17 protein-coding genes are annotated in these 16,126 nt (G+C 72.2%); 5 read left to right on the top strand and 12 right to left on the bottom strand.

Annotation, left to right across the window (positions count from 1 at the left end; genetic code table 11):
• The first annotated feature begins 58 nt into the window (after positions 1-58).
• Positions 59-967 carry an isocitrate lyase/PEP mutase family protein gene (locus tag OZN99_RS04605; protein WP_270934002.1) on the top strand — a complete coding sequence of 303 codons (909 nt, stop codon included), beginning with the start codon at positions 59-61 and terminating at the stop codon, positions 965-967.
• Here the strand turns inward: OZN99_RS04605 and OZN99_RS04600 are convergent.
• From OZN99_RS04600 to OZN99_RS04570, 7 genes are all read right to left on the bottom strand, one after another.
• Positions 955-1,848, bottom strand: a complete 894-nt coding sequence (locus OZN99_RS04600; RefSeq protein WP_270934001.1) for a polysaccharide deacetylase family protein — start codon at positions 1,846-1,848, stop codon at positions 955-957. The two genes, OZN99_RS04605 and OZN99_RS04600, sit on opposite strands and share 13 nt — an antisense overlap.
• The gene (locus OZN99_RS04595; protein WP_270934000.1) at positions 1,845-2,747 is read right to left on the bottom strand and encodes a polysaccharide deacetylase family protein; all 903 of its coding nucleotides are present in this window, start codon (positions 2,745-2,747) and stop codon (positions 1,845-1,847) included. The genes OZN99_RS04600 and OZN99_RS04595 overlap by 4 nt, the downstream gene beginning before the upstream one ends.
• The gene (locus OZN99_RS04590; RefSeq protein WP_270933999.1) at positions 2,744-4,186 is read right to left on the bottom strand and encodes an aldo/keto reductase; all 1,443 of its coding nucleotides are present in this window, start codon (positions 4,184-4,186) and stop codon (positions 2,744-2,746) included. Before OZN99_RS04590 ends, OZN99_RS04595 begins: the two co-directional genes overlap by 4 nt.
• Positions 4,183-5,475: an ABC transporter substrate-binding protein gene (locus tag OZN99_RS04585; protein ID WP_270933998.1), complete on the bottom strand. Its 1,293-nt coding sequence runs from the start codon at positions 5,473-5,475 to the stop codon at positions 4,183-4,185. The genes OZN99_RS04590 and OZN99_RS04585 overlap by 4 nt, the downstream gene beginning before the upstream one ends.
• 77 nt (positions 5,476-5,552) lie before the next feature.
• Positions 5,553-5,960, bottom strand: coding sequence for a hypothetical protein (locus OZN99_RS04580; protein ID WP_270933997.1), 408 nt, complete (start codon positions 5,958-5,960; stop codon positions 5,553-5,555).
• A complete protein-coding gene (locus OZN99_RS04575; protein WP_270933996.1) occupies positions 5,953-6,990 on the bottom strand; it encodes an aldo/keto reductase in 1,038 nt (345 codons plus the stop codon). Before OZN99_RS04575 ends, OZN99_RS04580 begins: the two co-directional genes overlap by 8 nt.
• Positions 6,987-7,322 (bottom strand): TIGR04076 family protein, encoded by a 336-nt coding sequence (locus OZN99_RS04570; protein ID WP_270933995.1) that lies wholly within the window; start codon positions 7,320-7,322, stop codon positions 6,987-6,989. Before OZN99_RS04570 ends, OZN99_RS04575 begins: the two co-directional genes overlap by 4 nt.
• Positions 7,323-7,326: 4 nt before the next feature.
• On the opposite strand from OZN99_RS04570, the gene OZN99_RS04565 reads away from it, so the two are divergent.
• From OZN99_RS04565 to OZN99_RS04550, 4 genes are read left to right on the top strand one after another with little or no spacing between them, the layout of a single operon-like run.
• Positions 7,327-8,166, top strand: coding sequence for an ABC transporter ATP-binding protein (locus OZN99_RS04565; protein WP_270933994.1), 840 nt, complete (start codon positions 7,327-7,329; stop codon positions 8,164-8,166).
• Complete coding sequence (locus OZN99_RS04560) at positions 8,163-8,888, top strand: ABC transporter ATP-binding protein (RefSeq protein WP_270933993.1); 726 nt, start codon at positions 8,163-8,165, stop codon at positions 8,886-8,888. Before OZN99_RS04565 ends, OZN99_RS04560 begins: the two co-directional genes overlap by 4 nt.
• Before the next feature lie 2 nt (positions 8,889-8,890).
• Positions 8,891-9,811, top strand: a complete 921-nt coding sequence (locus tag OZN99_RS04555) for a branched-chain amino acid ABC transporter permease (protein WP_270933992.1) — start codon at positions 8,891-8,893, stop codon at positions 9,809-9,811.
• The gene (locus tag OZN99_RS04550; RefSeq protein ID WP_270933991.1) at positions 9,811-10,770 is read left to right on the top strand and encodes a branched-chain amino acid ABC transporter permease; all 960 of its coding nucleotides are present in this window, start codon (positions 9,811-9,813) and stop codon (positions 10,768-10,770) included. The genes OZN99_RS04555 and OZN99_RS04550 overlap by 1 nt, the downstream gene beginning before the upstream one ends.
• Before the next feature lie 9 nt (positions 10,771-10,779).
• On the opposite strand, the gene OZN99_RS04545 is transcribed toward OZN99_RS04550, so the two are convergent.
• The 5 genes from OZN99_RS04545 to OZN99_RS04525 all read right to left on the bottom strand — a co-directional run.
• Positions 10,780-10,926, bottom strand: a complete 147-nt coding sequence (locus OZN99_RS04545; RefSeq protein WP_270933990.1) for a hypothetical protein — start codon at positions 10,924-10,926, stop codon at positions 10,780-10,782.
• A 14-nt stretch (positions 10,927-10,940) separates the two neighbouring features.
• A complete protein-coding gene (locus OZN99_RS04540; RefSeq protein WP_270933989.1) occupies positions 10,941-12,170 on the bottom strand; it encodes a metal-dependent hydrolase family protein in 1,230 nt (409 codons plus the stop codon).
• Positions 12,171-12,196: 26 nt separating this feature from the next.
• Positions 12,197-13,765 (bottom strand): acyl-CoA synthetase, encoded by a 1,569-nt coding sequence (locus OZN99_RS04535; RefSeq protein WP_270933988.1) that lies wholly within the window; start codon positions 13,763-13,765, stop codon positions 12,197-12,199.
• Positions 13,765-15,504, bottom strand: coding sequence for a thiamine pyrophosphate-binding protein (locus OZN99_RS04530; protein WP_270933987.1), 1,740 nt, complete (start codon positions 15,502-15,504; stop codon positions 13,765-13,767). The genes OZN99_RS04535 and OZN99_RS04530 overlap by 1 nt, the downstream gene beginning before the upstream one ends.
• Positions 15,505-16,126: hypothetical protein (locus tag OZN99_RS04525; RefSeq protein WP_270933986.1), on the bottom strand; the 622-nt coding region annotated here is incomplete at its 5' end.

The raw sequence follows: 16,126 nt of genomic DNA, 5'->3' as shown, positions 1-16,126 counted from the left end.
CGCCGCGGGTGGCCGCGGCCGGGTCGCCGTGCCAGCATCGGCGCCGGAGGAGGCGCGCATGATCCTGGACCCGGAACCGGAGGGCCCGCTGCCCTCCCCTGCCGCGCGGCTGCGCGCGGCGCTCGGCGGGCCGGGCATTGCGGTGGTGCCGGGCTGTCACGACGCGATGGGCGCGCGGCTGATCGCCGCGGCCGGTTTCCCGGCTGCCTTCCTCTCGGGCTACGCGGTCAGCGCGGCGCGGCTGGGCCTGCCGGATGCGGGGCTGGTTTCCTACCGGGAGTTGCTGGATGCCGGGCGGGAGGTCTGCGCCGCGACCGCCATCCCGGTGATCGGCGACGCCGATACCGGCTTCGGCAGCCCGATCAACGTGCGCAGGACCGTGATGGGCTACCACCAGGTTGGCTTCGCCTGCGTGATGATCGAGGACCAGGTCTTCCCCAAGCGCTGCGGCTACGCCCAGGGGCTGGAGGTGGCGCCGCGCGCCGAGGCGCTGACCCGCCTGCGCGCGGCGCTGGAGGCACGCGACGCGATCCGCAAGGCAGGCGGCGACCTGCTGGTGATCGGCCGCACCGACAGTCGCGCCGCGGTGGGGCTGGAGGAGGCGCTGTGGCGCGCCCAGGCCTTCGCGGAGCTCGGCGCCGACATCGTCTATTTCGAGGCGCCTGCCAGCACGGCGGAGATGGAGGCGCTGCAGCGCGTGGTGCGCGGCGTGCCGACCATGCTGGCGCAGGTCGAGAAGCCCGGGCGCGTGTTCCTGACGCCCAAGCAGGCGGAGGCGATCGGGTATCGCGTGCTGCTGCTGGGCGTGACGCTGCTGAACGCGGTGATCAAGGCGCAGAAGGATGCGCTGGCGCTGATCGCGCGCGGGGAACACCCGGGACCGGACCGGCTGCTGGCCTTCGAGGAGCTGTATGCGGCGGTGGGCTTCGACGCCTATTACGCGATGGAGAAGCGCTACGCGGAGTGAAGCGCGGCGCGGGCCTGCGCGGCGAGGGTGCCGCAGGTCGCGACATGCACGTCCGCGCGCGAGGCCAGATCCTCCAGGCTGTCGCGCAGGTAGCGCACGCGGTGCGGCGCGCCGAGCATCCAGGGATGCACGCCGAGGCCGAGCACGCGGCCGCCGCGCGGTTCCGCCAGCAGCCGGTCCAGCGCATCGCGCACCAGGCCGGGCCAGCGCGTGACCGGCACGCGGCGCAGCCAGAGGGTCTGCACGTCGTCCCATTCCGCCGGCGGCGGCAGCGCCAGCAGGCCGGAGGCGTGGAGATAGGGCTCGTCGTCATTCGCCCAGTCGAGCGAATACGCGAAACCGGCCTCGGCCAGGAGCTGCGTCGTGCGCCCCTTGGCGCCGTGGTCCTGGCCGAGCCAGCCCGTCGCGCCGGGCCAGATCGCCGCCAGCTCGTCACGCGCGGTCGCGATATGCGCGCGTTCCTCGGCTTCCTCCATGCGCGCAGTGATCATCCGGCTGGCGGCGTGGCCATGCGCCACCGGCTCGAAGCCGCGGGCCGCGCAGGCGGCGATCAGCTCCGGGTGGCGGCGCGCGGCGAGGGTGTTCACGGCGACGCTGGCCGGCAGCTTCAGCGCGTCCAGCAGGTCCAGGATGCGCCAGGCGCCAATGCGGTTGCCGTAGTCGCGGTAGGAGTACGTGTGCCAGTCCGGCGTACCGGTGAAGAAGGCGCCGCGGAAGCGCGGGTCGCGATGGGCGTCGGCGGGCGGCTCGATCTCGGTGTGCTCGATGTGCAGGAGGATGTAGGCGGCGACCCTCTTGCCGCCGGGCCACACGAAGTCCGGGCGCGCGGGCTGCGGCGCGTAGGGGTGGAGGGCGTGGTCTGGCCCGCGGGGCGGGATCATCGCATTGCCGCCGCCAACGCGGCGTCGTGGTGGTGCGCGAGGTACCAGTCCGCCATCTCGGCCCCGGTGGCGAACCACACGCCCTCGTGCTTCCGCATGTAGGCCAGGATCTCGTCCAGGTAGCGCACGCGATGCGGGCGGCCGATCAGGTAGGGGTGCAGCGCGACGCACATCACCCGGGGCTGCACCGCGCCTTCCGCGTACAGCGTGTCGAACATGTCGCGCGCGGCCCGGGCGAAGTCCTCGCCCTCCCCCGCCCCCGCCGCGATCATCACCGCGTCGTTCAGATCCATCTGGTAGGGCAGCGACACCAGCCGGCCGGCGCGCACGCGCACAGGCGTGGGCTGGTCGTCGTGATACAGGTCGCAGAGATAGGAGATGCCGGCTTCCGCCACCAGGTCGGGCGTGCGGAGCGTGTTGGATCCGGCCGGCGAGAACCAGCCGCGCAACTGCCGCCCGGTCATGCGGCGCCAGGCCTCGACGCTGGCAGCGATCTCCGCGCCCTCCTCGTCCTCGGTCAGGCCCCAGTGGTAGCGCGTGTTGAACAGGCCGTGGCTGAACACGTCCCAGTCGCGTGCGAGCATGGCGTCCAGCACCTCGGGGAACATCTCGCCGACTGCCATGGAGAAGGAGACGCTGCCGCGGATGCCGTGCGCGTCCATCACCTGCATCATCCGCCACACGCCGGCGCGGTTGCCATAGTCCTTCAGGGAGTAGGACAGCACGTCCGGGTGCGGCGAGCGCGGCCAGGGATCGCGCTGGCGGATGGCGGCGGGGAGGAACTCGTAGTGCTCGATGTTCGGGCAGACCCAGACCGCCAGCCGCGCCCCGCCGGGCCAGGTCAGCTTCGGCCGGAAGGGCAGCGGCGCGTGGAGGAGGCGGTCCTCGGGATGGATCAATCGACGATGGCCTCGGCCTCGATCTCGACAAGATAGTCGCCGACCAGCCGCCCGACCTCCACCAGGGTGTTGGCGGGCCGGGCGGTTGCGAAGACGCGGCCGTGGACGCGGCCCACCGGCTCCCAGTGGCTGGCGTCGCGCAGCCAGATGCGGGTCTGCACCACGTCGTCCATGCTGCCGCCCAGCGCCTCGATCGCGGCGGCGATCTTGTCGAGGATATAGACCGCCTGGCCGGCCGGATCGCCCGGGCAGACCACGCTGCCGTCGGTGTGCGTCGCCGTCGTGCCGCTGACCAGGATGCGCTTGCCGACGCGGACCGCGCGCGAATAGCCGCAGGCGCCTTCCCAGACGCTGCCGCTGTCAACGCGCAGCCGCCCGGGGCGGACCTCGGTGGCCGCGTAGATCTTCGGCAGGCTGTCGAGGTGATGGCTGAGGTCGCCGGCGGCGGTCAGATAGGGCGGCTTGCGGTACTCGTCGCCGCAATCGCCAGGGATCGGACGCGCGCCGGCCAGCGCGCTGTCCAGCCGCGCGCGGTCCTCCGCATCCAGCGCGAAGGAGAACAGGCGCAGGTTGTCGGCGCGGTGCTCGGCTTCCGTCAGCCGCGCGCCGACGATCACCGCGCCGACCGCCGGATGCTCCAGCACCCAGCGCGTCGCGACGTTGGAGACGGAGACGCCATGGCGCCGCGCGATGGCCGCGACTTCCCGCAGCAGGCGCTGGAAGGCGCCCCAGCCGCCCATGGCCCCGATGAAGCGGCGGTACTTCATCTTGGACCAGTCGGCGATGTCGGACTCGGCCGGCTCCTCTACGCCGACCCAGCGTTCCGAGAGGAAACCGCCGCCCAGCGTGCCGTAGGCCAGGATGCGCACGCCATGCGCCAGGCAGAAGGCGGACATGTCGCCGGCCGCGCGGCGGTCCAGCAGCGAGAAGGAGATCTGGTTGGTGGCGATAGGGATGCCCTGCTTCACCGCGACGCGCAGGTGGTCGGTGTCGAAGTTGGTCACGCCGAGATGCTTCAGCGCGCCCTCCGCCCGCATCGCCGCCATCTCGCGAAGCGCGTCCAGCCACGCCGGGTGGCGGAAGCTCCACCAGTGGAACTGCATCAGGTCCGGCACGCCGCCCAGGCGTTCGATGCTGCGGCCCACGCCGTCCCGCACCACGTCGCGCGTCATCGGGCCTGGCGTGGGCACCCACTTCGTGAACACCGTCGCCGTGCCGCCGTCGCGGCGGAACAGGCCGACGATGTCCTCCGCGCCGCCGTAATGGTCGGCCATGTCGAAGCAGTCGAAGCCGGCGGCAGCGTATTCCGCCACCGCCGCGGCCGCGGCCACGTGGTCCAGGCTGCGGCCGTCGCGCTGCTGGTCGGCGACCTGCCAGAGGCCAGTGACGATGCGGCTACTGTCGAGGCCGGGGGCGAGGAGCGTGCGGGGTGGCCTCATCGCGGCGGCAATTGCCGCTGCACGGCCTGCACCTCATCCGTCGTCATCTGGCCGACGGTGGTGATCTCGCCGTTCTGGATGCGCCACTTGCGGAAGGGGCCGGTGATGTCGCCGTGCTGGTCGAACTCCACCGGGCCGATCACGCCGACATAGCGGATCCGCTGGCCGGCGCGCAGCAGCTCGAGCGCGCGGCGGAAGCCGTCCGGGCCGGCATGCACCACCTCGCCGCCAGGGCCGGTGACCTCGCGGATGGCGTCGCGGATCGGCGCGGCCTCGAAGCGGCCGGCCTTCGCGATGGCGAGGCCCAGGATGGCGGCGGCATCGAAGGCGCGGTCCGCGGCCGGTGCGCCCGCGCCGAAGCCGCCGGACATGGCGGGATAGGCGCGGCCGAAATACTCGGTGGAGGGCGTCGTGACGGTGCCGCTCGACGTGCCGAACGCATTGTTCAGGAAGCGCGGCCCGACGTCGCGGATGAAGTCTGCGCTGTTCATGCCGTCGTTCAGCAGGAAGGTCTGCGCGCCGCCCTGCTGGATCCAGGTGCGCGCGATGGTGGTGCCGTCGCCGGGATAGGAGACGAGGTAGAGCGCCGGCGGGTCGCCGCGCAGCGCCTGCGTCACTTCCGGCGCGTAGCTCGCCTGCCCCTGGTTGTAGGGCACGGTCTGCATGATCTGCCCGCCGAGCGCCAGATAGGCGCGGCGGAACTCGTTGACCATGTTCACGCCGAAATCGTTGTTGACGTGGATGATGGCCAGTCGCCGCAGGCCTTGGTCCATGGCGTAGCGCGCGGCCGCCGTGCCCTGCAGCGCGTCGGAGGTGATGGTGCGGAAGAACCAGCCGCGCGTCTGGCCTTCCGCCGCCAGGCGCGTCAGCGTCGGCGAGGAGGAGGCGGGCGAGATCTGCACCACGCCGGCCGGCCCCGTCACACTGGTGACGATGGGGATGGAGACGCTGCTGATGATGCCGCCGATGATGGCCGGCACGCGGCGGAGATCCACCAGCTGCCGCGCCTGGTCCACGGCGACGCTGCCCTGGGACTGCGCGTCGCGCAGGTCGAAGGCGAGGCGCCCGCCGGCGATGCCCTGCGCGCCCGCGGCGGCGTTCAGGTCGTTGAAGGCGAGCTCGACGGACTTCGCCGCGGCCTGGCCGAAGCGCCCCGCGGGGCCCGTCAGGGAGACGACCATGCCGATGGTGTGGGTGGTCGCGGGGCCTTGGGCCAGGGCGGGGCCGGCCAGCTGCAGGGCCAGCGTGCCGAGGCCGGCGCCCAGCGCGGTGCGGCGCGTGATGGTCATGGTCTTGTCTCCCCCGGTCCCGATCCGATGACAGGGCGGCAATCTCGCCGCGGGGCACGGGCTTGTAAACGGGGGCGTCAGGCCGGCGGCGGGCTGACCCACGTCTCCTGCACGAAGAGCCAGCGCGGGCCAGCGGGCTCCATCCGGAACAGGGCGGCGGCGCGCCGGGCGGTCTCGACACCCCCGTCGAGCCATTGCCGTTCGACATAGTGCATCAGCAGCAGCGGCGGCGCGACATGAAGGAGCGCCACGTCCTCGATGGCGATGCGGAAGCCAGGGCCGCGCGTGCCACGGGCGCCGTGCAGGAAGGCCAGCACCTCGGCGCGGTCCAGGCGCCGCCCGTTCGGCATCACCATCGCGAAGCCCGGGGCGAAGGCGGCCTCGAAGCGGGCGGAACCGTCCTCGCCGGGCACACCCAGGACGCGCTCGAAGACCCGGTGCAGCGAGACGATCTCCGCCGCACAGGCGGCGACGGGCTCAGTCACGGTTCAGCTCGTATTTCATGATGCGGCCATGTGGCCCGGTGCGGTCGCGTTCCAGCGCGTAGAAATCGCCCTGCGGGCCCGGATGCCGGGCCAGCATCGCATCGATCGCCGCCCGGTCCTCTGCGTCCAGCGCGAAGCGGAAGACGGCCAGGTTGTCCGGCAGGTGCTCGGCGTAGCGGGCGCCGACGATGGCGGCGGCGACATGCGGCTGGTCCAGCACCCAGCGCGTGGCGACCGCGGTGATGGAGACGCCGTGCCTGCGCGCGATGCCGTCCAGCAGGCGCAGCAGCGCCTGGAAGGCGTCCCAGCCGCCGAACTCCTCGATGATGAGGCGGTACTTCACCAGGCTGCGGTTGGCGAGCGGCTGCGCCGGATCCGGCTGGCCGAGCCAGCGCGCGGAGAGGAACCCGCCGGCCACGGTGCCGTAGCACAGGAACTGCATGCCGCTGCGCGCGCAGAGCTCGCTCATCGCGCCCGCCACGCGACGGTCCAGCAGGGAATACTGCACCTGCATGGAGACGAGCGGCACGCCGGCCTCCATCATCGCCCGGGTGTGCGGCGTGTCGAAGTTGGTGCCGCCGACATGGCGGATCTTGCCGCGCTCCCGCAGCCGCGCCAGGTGCTGCGCGGCCTCGATCCAGCCGGGGATGGCGTAGTCCCACCAGTGGAACTGCACGAGATCCAGCGCCTCGGCGTTCAGGCGCCGCAGCGACCGGTCGATGACGCGCTCGATGTCGGCGGGCGTCAGCGTGGAAAGCGCTGAGAGGTCGGGCACGAACTTGGTGTGGACATGCAGCCTTTCGCGGTCGGACGTCGGCAGCGTCGCGCGGAAGGCGCCGATCATCTCCTCGACGCCGGTGTAGATGTCGGCGCAGTCGAAGGTGGTCACGCCGGCATCCAGGAAGGCGCGCATGTCGGCGATCGCGCGGTCGCGCGCGATGTCGCCATGCCCGCCGGCCAGCTGCCAGCCCCCGCGGATCAGACGGGAGATGCGGTAGCCCGGCGCGAGTTCTGTCGTCTCGACGGTCATGGGAGCTGCGTGGCCGTGGTGTCGGCGCGGCGGAAGCGGCGCAGCTGCGTCCGCGTGATGCGGAAGCGGCTGGGGCAGTTCGGGTCGGGGCAGGCGACCTCCGCGTCGCTGGTCATCCAGTCCATCGGATGGGTCGGGCGCTGCTTGGCCGGCAGCAGAGGCAGCAGCGCCGCCAGCGAGTAGATCGAGAAGCCCTGGCCCGGCGGCAGGTGCAGCATCTCGCCACGCAGCTCGAAATGGTCGCCGGGCTGCGCGCCGCACCACAGCTTCGCGCCGGGCGGCGCCACCACCTCCACCCGCAGGTCCCAGAGGTCGAATCCGTCCTGATCCATCGCCGTGCCCCTGCCGAACGGGCCCGGTATCGGCCGGCCGGCGCGGCCGGGCAAGCCGGGGCTTGACGCCGCGGCGCGCGCGCGGCCTTTGCCCGCGATGCTCGTGGCGCAGGGATTGACGAAGGCCTTCGGAGGACCGCCGGTGGTGGACGGCGTGTCCTTCACCCTGGCGCGCGGCACCATCACCGGACTGATCGGGCCGAACGGCGCTGGCAAGACCACGCTGTTCAACCTGATCGCCGCGAGCCTGGGGCCGGATGCCGGGACCATCGCGTTGGACGGCGTGCGCATCGACGGCCGGCGTCCGGACCAGGTCTTCGCGCTGGGCCTGGCGCGCACCTTCCAGATCCCCCGCCCTTTCCCCGCGATGACCGTGCTGGAGAACGTGATGCTGGCGCCCACCGGCCAGCAGGGCGAGCGGTTCTGGGCCAACTGGCTCAGCCCCGGCGCGGTGGCGGCGGAGGAGAGGCGGAACCGCGAGCGCGCGATGCACTGGCTGGACTTCGTCGGGCTGGCGAAGCTGGCCGGGCAGCCGGCCAGCGTGCTGTCGGGCGGGCAGCGCAAGCTGCTGGAACTCGCCCGCGTGCTGGTGGCGGAGCCGCGGCTGATCCTGCTGGACGAGCCCGGTGCCGGCGTCGCGCCGCCGCTGCTGGCCATTATCATGGAGAAGATCGCGGAGCTGAATGCGCGCGGCATCACCTTCCTGATCATCGAGCACAACATGGACCTGGTGATGACGCTGTGCCGGCCGGTGATGGTGCTGGCCCAGGGCCGCCTGCTGCTGGAAGGCACGCCGGAGGAGGTGAAGCGCGACCCGCGCGTGGTGGAGGCCTACCTCGGGTGACGGACGCGCTGCGGGTCGAGAACGTCGAGGGCGGCTACGAGCCCGGCCTGCCGATCCTGCGCGGCGCCTCGCTGGCCGTTGCGCCGGGGGAGATCGTGGCGCTGCTCGGCCCGAACGGCGCGGGCAAGTCCACCCTGGTCAAGGCCGCGGCGGGGCTGGTGCCGGTCTGGTCGGGCCGCGTGGTGCTGGGCGGGCGCGACATCACCGGCGTGCCGGCGCACCGCATGGTGCATGAGGGGCTGGGCTTCGTGCCGCAGACCGAGAACGTGTTCGCCAACCTCTCCGTGCTGGAGAACCTGCAGCTGGCCGCAGCCCTGATCGCGAAGCCGCGGCGCCGGCCGCTGGCCGAGATGTTCGCGCTGTTCCCCGACCTCGACCGGCAGCGCAGGCTGACGGCCGGGCGGCTTTCCGGCGGGCAACGGCAGATGCTGGCGGTCGCCCGCGCGCTGGTCGCCTCCCCCGCCGTGCTGATGCTGGACGAGCCCTCGGCGGGGCTGTCGCCCAAGCTGGTCGGCGTGGTGTTCGAGCGGCTGAAGGCGGTGCGCGACACCGGCGTGACCATCCTGCTGGTGGAGCAGAACGTGAAGGCGGCGCTGGCCATCGCCGACCGCGCGGTGGTGCTGGTGGAGGGCCGGGAGCGGCTGGAAGGGCGCGCGGCCGACCTCGCGGACGATCCGCGCATGGCGGCGCTGTACCTCGGCGCGGCGGCGGAGGCGCATTGACGATGCTGCAGCTGGTCGCCGACGGGCTGGTGGTGGGCAGCGTCATCGCGCTGGGCGCGGTGGGGCTCACCCTCACCTACTCCATCCTGCGCTTCGCCAATTTCGGCCAGGGCGAGTTCATGACCTGGGGCGCCTACCTGGCGGTGTCCGCGCTGGCCTTCGTGCTGGCGGTCACGGGCGGGGGCGTGATGGAGCCGCTCGGCCCCTTCAGCTTCGGCTGGCAACTGGTGGTGGCGATGCTGCTGGCGGCGGCGCTGACAGCGGCGCTGGCGCTGGCGGTGGACTGGCTGCTGTTCCGGCGCCTCCGGCGCGGCAACGCCATCACCCTGGTGATCGCCAGCTTCGGGGCGGCGCTGGCGCTGCGGAACCTGGTGCAGTTCCTCTACGGCACGCTGCCCGAATACTACACGCGGGAGATCCAGATCGCGGTGCGGCTGGTGCCGCGCGACGTGCTGGGGGGTCTGCGCATCACGCCGGACCAGATGCTGGTGATCGGCCTGACCCTTGCGTTGATGCTGGCGCTGCAGCTGCTGCTGACCCGCACCACGCTGGGCCGCGCCATGCGGGCCACCGCGATGAACCCGGCGCTGGCCCGCGTGGCCGGCGTGGACACCGATGCGGTGATCCGCGCGACCTGGGTGATCGGCGCGGCGCTGGCCGCGGTGGCAGGCGTCTTCGCCGGCATCGTCGGCCAGATCCGCCCCATGCTGGGCTTCGAGCTGCTGCTGCCGCTGTTCGCCGCCGCCATCCTGGGCGGCATCGGCAGCGTGCGCGGCGCGGTCGCTGGCGGCTACATCGTGGGGCTGGCGGAGAGCCTGGCCGTGCCGCTGGTCGGCGCCGAGTACCGCGCCGCCGTCGCCTTCCTGGTGCTGATCGGCATCCTGATGATCCGCCCCGCCGGCCTGTTCGGGGAGCGTGCCTGATGGAGCAGCTGGCAGTCCTGAACTACCTGGCCTTCTTCCTGGTGTTCGCCGGAATCTTCGCGGTGATGGCGCTGGGGCTCAACCTGCAATGGGGTTTCACGGGCCTGTTCAATGTGGGCGTCGCGGGCTTCGTCGCGGTCGGCGCCTATGCCTCCGCGCTGCTGACCGGCCCGCCGGACCCGGAGCGCGTGGGCGGGCTGGGCCTGCCGATCTTCGCCGGCTGGCTCGGCGCCATGGCGGCCTCCGGCGTCGCGGCCCTCGTCGTCGGCGTGGCGGCCCTGCGCCTGCGGGAAGACTACCTGGCCATCACCACCTTCGGCATCGCGGTGGTGATCCAGCTGGTCACGCTGAACGCGGAATGGCTGACTGGCGGGCCCTTCGGCATCCAGTCCATCCCGAAGCCGCTGGCCGGCGTGCTCGGCACGGGCTTCGTCTGGAACCTGGCCTATCTGGGCCTCGTGCTGGCGGTGCTGGGCGCGGCGTGGTGGGCGCTCGAGCGGCTGGTCGCCAGCCCCTGGGGCCGCGTACTGCGTGCCATCCGCGAGGACGAGCTGGCGGCCGCGAGCCTCGGCAAGCGCGCCGCGGCCTTTCGCCTGCAGAGCTTCGTCATCGGCTGCATGCTGATGGGCCTGGCCGGGGCGCTCTACGCGCATTTCGTCGGCTACATCGCGCCGGAGGACTTCCTGCCGATCCTCACCTTCCAGGTCTGGGCGATGCTGATCGTCGGCGGGTCGGGCAACAACGCCGGCGCGGTGCTGGGCGCGGTGCTGGTCTGGGCGATCTGGAGCGTCTCCGGCGGGCTGATCCGCGAATTGCTGCCGGCCGCCGAGCAGGCGCGCGGCGCGGCGCTGCAGGTCGTGCTGATCGGCACGCTCATCGCCGCCATCCTGGTGCTGCGGCCGCGCGGGGTGCTGGGCGAGCGCGCGACGGTGTCGCGCCATGCAGGCGATGCGGGCTAGCGCCGGCCCTCACCAGGGCGAGGGCCTGCCCCAGCGCCGCCACTCCCGTTGTTCCTCCCAGCCTTCGATCTGGCGGCGCCGTGTCTCCTCCAGCGTCGGGCCGCGCGGCCATTGCGGCCCGGCGCAGCCGGGCACCAGGGCCAGGAACAGGATCACGGCGCGCCGACGGGTCAGAACGCCTCCTTCACGAAGCGGCCACCGAGCATGATGGCGGAGATGTGCTTCCCCTGACCCGTCAGCAGCGAGAGGTCCTTCAGCGGGTCGCCTTCCACCACGATCAGGTCGCCGAAGGCGCCCGGCGCGACCACGCCGACCTGGCCTTCCATGCGCAGCAGCTTCGCCGCGTGCAGGGTCGTGCTGCGGATCACCTCGATGGCCGGCAGCACCCGGCCGCGGATGACGAACTCCTCGGACTGGTGGCGGTGCATCTCGCCGAGCAGGTCGGTGCCGAAGGCCATGGTCAGGCCGGCGCGGCGCATCTTCTCCAGGCTCTCCAGCCCGGCCAGGCGCACCGTGTCGATCTTCGCCACGCTCTCGGGCGGCAGGCCGAGCGAGGCGCCCTCGTCCTTCAGCGCCTGGTAGGTGACCAGGGTCGGGCAGGCGATGGCGCCGGCCTCGGCGGCCTTGCGGGCGGTGGCTTCCTCGATGAGGTTGCAGTGCTCCAGGCTGCGCACGCCGCATTCCACCGCGCGGCCGATCGCCTCGTCGGTGTAGAGGTGGGCGGCGACGTAGGTCTGCGCCATTGCCGCCTCCTCGACCGCGGCGCGGATCTCGTCCTTGCTGTAGCCAAGAAAGGCGATCGGGTCGGTGGGGCTGGCGACGCCGCCATTGGCCATGATCTTGATGTAGTCCGCGCCGGCCTTGATCTCCTCGCGGCAGGCGCGGCGCACGGCATCCACGCCGTCGGCGATGCGGCCAAGCGCGCCCAGGCGCTGCTCGGCCCAGTGGTTGTCGCGGTTGTCCCACCGGCCGCGGCCGTCGCTGTGGCCGCCGGTGGAGGAGATGGCCTTGCCGCAGAGCACCATGCGCGGGGCGTCGAAATGCCCCTCGTCGCGCGCGGCGCGCAGGCCCTGAGTGGCGCCGCCAAGGTCGCGGATGGTGGTGAAGCCACGCATCAGCATGCCATGCATGATCTTCGCCGCACGGAAGGCGACCAGCGCGTCGGGCAGCAGCGCGTGGCGAGCCAGGTTCACTTCCGACGCAATGACATGGACATGCGCGTCGATCAGTCCGGGCATCAGGGTACGACCGCCGACGTCCACCCGGCGTGCGGACGAAGCCGAGATGGGCTTGTCGGAAACCTCCTTGATGAGCCCGCCCTCGACCAGGACGTGGCCCTCGACCGCATGGTCGGCGGTGCCGTCCAGGATGCGGGCATTGGCGAAGAGGGTGGCTGACATGGCGGAACTCCCTTGTGCGGCGGAAGCTAGAACGCCACGCCATCCTCGGCCAGCCGGACCTTGACCAGGGACTTGGGGACCTTCCCGTAGCCCGACTTCGGCAGCGCGTCCCACACGACGACGCGCAGCGGCTGCTTGTACCTGGCGATACGGTCCTTGAGGTGGTCGAGGATCGCGGCCTCGTCCACGCTCATCCCATCGCGAGCGACCACGCAGGCCACGCCGGCCTCGCCCCATTTCGGATGCGGCAGGCCGACCACGGCGCATTCGGCAACGGCGGGATGCATCAGGATCGCCTCCTCCGCCTCCCGTGGGTACACGTTCGACCCGCCGGAGATGTACATGTCGGAGGCTCGGCCGGTGATCCAGAGGAAGCCGCGCGCATCCAGCCGGCCAAGGTCGCCGGTATGGAACCAGCCGCCGGCGAAGGCCCTGCGGTTCGCCTCCTCGTTCTCGAAGTAGCCGGCGAAAACCGCCGGGCCGCGCACGCAGATCTCGCCGATGCCGCCGGGCGGCAGGCGCGCGCCGGTCTCGTCGAGGATCGCCACCTCCATGCCCGTCCGCGGGATGCCGCATGACCCCGCATTCTCCGGGGTGTGCATGTCAGGGCGCAGCACGGTGATGTTCCCCGTCACCTCGCCAAGGCCGAAATACTGCACGAGGCAGGGGCCGAGCTTCGCCAGCGCCTCCGCCTGGTCCGCCTCGTACATCGGGGCGCCGGCGTAGATAACGTGCCGCAGGCTGGAATGGTCATGCGCGTCCACGGCGGGGTGGCGCACCAGCGCTGTCAGGATGGTGGGCACGGTGAACATGTTGCTGACACGGTGCCGTTCCACCAGCGCCCAGGCCTCGGCGGGATCCAGCTTCTCGCCCCCGGTGAGGATGGTGGCGGCACCGCGCGCCACCTGGGCCAGCTGGTGGATCCCGGCGCCGTGCGACAGCGGGGCGACGACCAGCGAGGCATCGCGCTCCGTCGTGCCGGGCATCAGGTCGGCCAGGTGGTTGGTCACCACGAAGGACATCTGGCCATGCGTCAGCACGGCCCCCTTGGGCCGGCCCGTCGTGCCGGAGGTGTAGAAGAACCAGGCGGGGTCATCATAGGCGATATCGGCCTCGGCGTCCGGCAGGGTGGGCGCGTTGGCGACGAGCAGGTTCTCGTAGTCCAGTTCGTCCGGCGCGCGGTCCTCGCCCAGCGCGATCACCTGGCGCAGATGCGGCGACGCGGCGCGCACTGCGGCGGCGTGGCCCTGGAAGCCCGCGTCGCGCAGCATGACGACCGCGCGGGAGGAGGCGCCGAGATACGCCACCTCGGGCGGCGTCAGGCGAAAGTTGGTGGGCACCCAGACGGCGCCGGCCTTGAAGCAGGCCCACATGCTTTCGAACATGCGGTTCGAGTTGCGGGAGTGGACCAGCACGCGGTCGCCCTTCCGCACGCCCAGGCCGCGCAGCGCGGCCGCGAGACGGTCGACGCGTGCATCGAGCTCCGCAAAGGTCCAGCTGCGGTCACGCCAGACAAGCGCCGGCGCGTCTGGGACCCGGCGGGCGGTGTGGGTGAGGAGTCGGCCGAGGTTGGAGGCGGTCGCGAGGCCGGGCATCACACGGGCCTGTCGCCCTTCTGCACCTTCAGCGTGCGGTTGTCCGCCGCCGGCAGCATGCGGGCGGGATCGCGGGTGACGACGATGTCCAGCACCGTCGGCGTGTCCGTGTTCTCCAGCCCGTCGCGCAGCGCGCCGGCCAGCTTCTCGGGGTCGGTCACGCGGATGCCTTGGCAGCCCATGGCGCGGGTGATCGCGGCGTAGTCCATCTCCTGCAGATCGGAGGACTGGTAGTTGCCGGCGCCATAGACGGCATGCTGCAGCGCCTTCACGTAGCCGCTGGCGGCATTGTTGAAGATGCAGCAGACGAAAGGCGCACCGGCGCGCCGCGCCGTCTCCAGCTCGCCCATCGACATGTTGAAGCCGCCGTCGCCGGTGAGCGACACGACGCGCCGCCCCTTCCCTACGCCGAGCTGGGCGCCGATGCCGCCGGGAACGCCGTAGCCGATGGAGGCGAAGCCGCGATCGGCGACGAAGCCGCGGCCGGGCTGCTTGGTATCGTAGAACAGGGCGCCCCAATGGGCGGCAAAGCCGCCATCGGCCACCAGCACGGCATCCGCCGGCATGACCTTGTTCAGTTCGCCCAGCAGGCGTCCGACATTGATCGGGCTCTCGACGCTCTCCAGCCGCTCCCGCGCGCCCTCCCGCCAGGCGGCCATACGCTTCGGCACCTCGGCGCACCACCCTGCACGCGACGCGGCGCGCTTGCCGCCATCGGCCAGCAGGCCCGCCAGTTCCTCCAGCGTCGCGCGCGCATCGCCGGCGAGGGCCACGTCGGTGCGCGTGGTGCGCCCGATCTCCTCCGGCAGCACGTCCAGGTGGATCAGCGGCACGCCCTGCGGCATCAGGGTGAAGCGCTTCGTCGCGATCTCGCCCAGTTTGCAGCCGACGACGAGAAGGCAGTCGGCCATTCCGATGAGATCGTTGGCGATGCGCGAATAGCGCCCGAAGACGCCGGCCGACAGCGCGTGGGTGCAGGCGATCGCGCCCTTGCCGGACATGGTGTGCGCGACGGGGATGCCCTGCTCCTCCGCGAAGCGGGTCAGCGCCGCCTGCGCCTCGCTGATGTGGACGCCGCCGCCGGCCAGCACCAGCGGGCGCTCGGCCCTGTCCAGCAGCGCGGCGGCGCGCGCGAGGTCGATTGCGTCGGGGCGCATGCGCCGGGCCTGGGCGCGCAGCGTGCCGGGATCCACCCAGAAATCGGCCGCGTCGAAGTCGTGCTCGCCATGGGCGACGTCCTCCGGCACCGCGACAAGCACCGGGCCGGGGCGGCCGGAGGTGGCGACGGCGAAGGCACGGCGCAGATGCTCGGGGATGCGGGAGATGACCTCGACGCGGATCGCCTCCTTCACCAGCGGGCGCAGCACGTCGAACTGCCGCGCCTCCTGCGTCATGTTCTTCCAGGCGTGCAGGCGGTTGGCGTCGCCGATGATGGCGACCATCGGCATGCCGGCGTTGAACGCCTCCGCCAGCCCGGTCGCGAGGTTGGTGGCGCCCGGGCCGAGCGTGCCGTCCACCAGGCCGGGCCGGTTGGTGACGCGGGCGTAGGCATCCGCGGCGAAGGCGCCGCAGCGCTCGTCGTTGATCAGCATGTGCTGGATGCCGAGCGCGCGGCAGGCCTCGTAGAAGGGCAGCAGCTGGAAGCCGCCCATGCCGAACATCGGCCCGGCCTCGTGCAGCTTCAGCATCTCGGCCAGGGCCTGGCCGCCGGTCATCCGGCGGATGGCGTTCGCGCTCATTCAGACATGCTCCAGGATGGCGGCGACGAAGTCGCGCGCCGATTGGCCGATCATGCCGCCGCGTCGTGCGGCGACCTCGTTCAGGGCCGAGACGTAGCCGTCGGTCCAGGTGCTCATCCCGTCGCCGATGCGGGCCGAGAAGCAGGAGACGCAGGCGCCGGCGATCCCGCGCGCCTGCAGCGCCGGCAGGCGGGAGATGCCGGCCTGGTCCACCCCGATACCGGCATCGTTGTAGAGCGCGGCCAGCACCTGCGCCTTGACCGCCGTCTCCGGCCGTCCGCCCAGCAGCCCGCCATGCGAGCCGGTGACCACGACATGGCCGGCATCGCTGGGGCCGACCAGCCCGTTCGAATCCAGGACGAAGACGCGCACACCGGCGCGGCCGGCACCCTTGATCTCCCGCCGCGCCTCGTCCATCGCGCCAACGGCGGCGATCGGCAGGGTCGGCGAGCGGGCGAGGATCCGCAGCGCCTCGGCGGCCGCCATGCCCTCGGTCAGGCCCAGCGCGGCGGCCGGCGCGTTCACCGCCGAAAGCCGGCCGCGCGCCATCATGTCGGCACCATCGCCGATGCGCGCGGTCAGGTGGCCGACGCAGGCCGCGGGCTGCCCGCGCGCCGCCAGC

The organism is Falsiroseomonas oryzae, assembly GCF_027856955.1.
GTDB lineage: Bacteria > Pseudomonadota > Alphaproteobacteria > Acetobacterales > Acetobacteraceae > Falsiroseomonas > Falsiroseomonas oryzae.
Note: the sequence above shows the minus strand (reverse complement) of the source record. Positions and strands in the feature narration are given on the sequence as shown.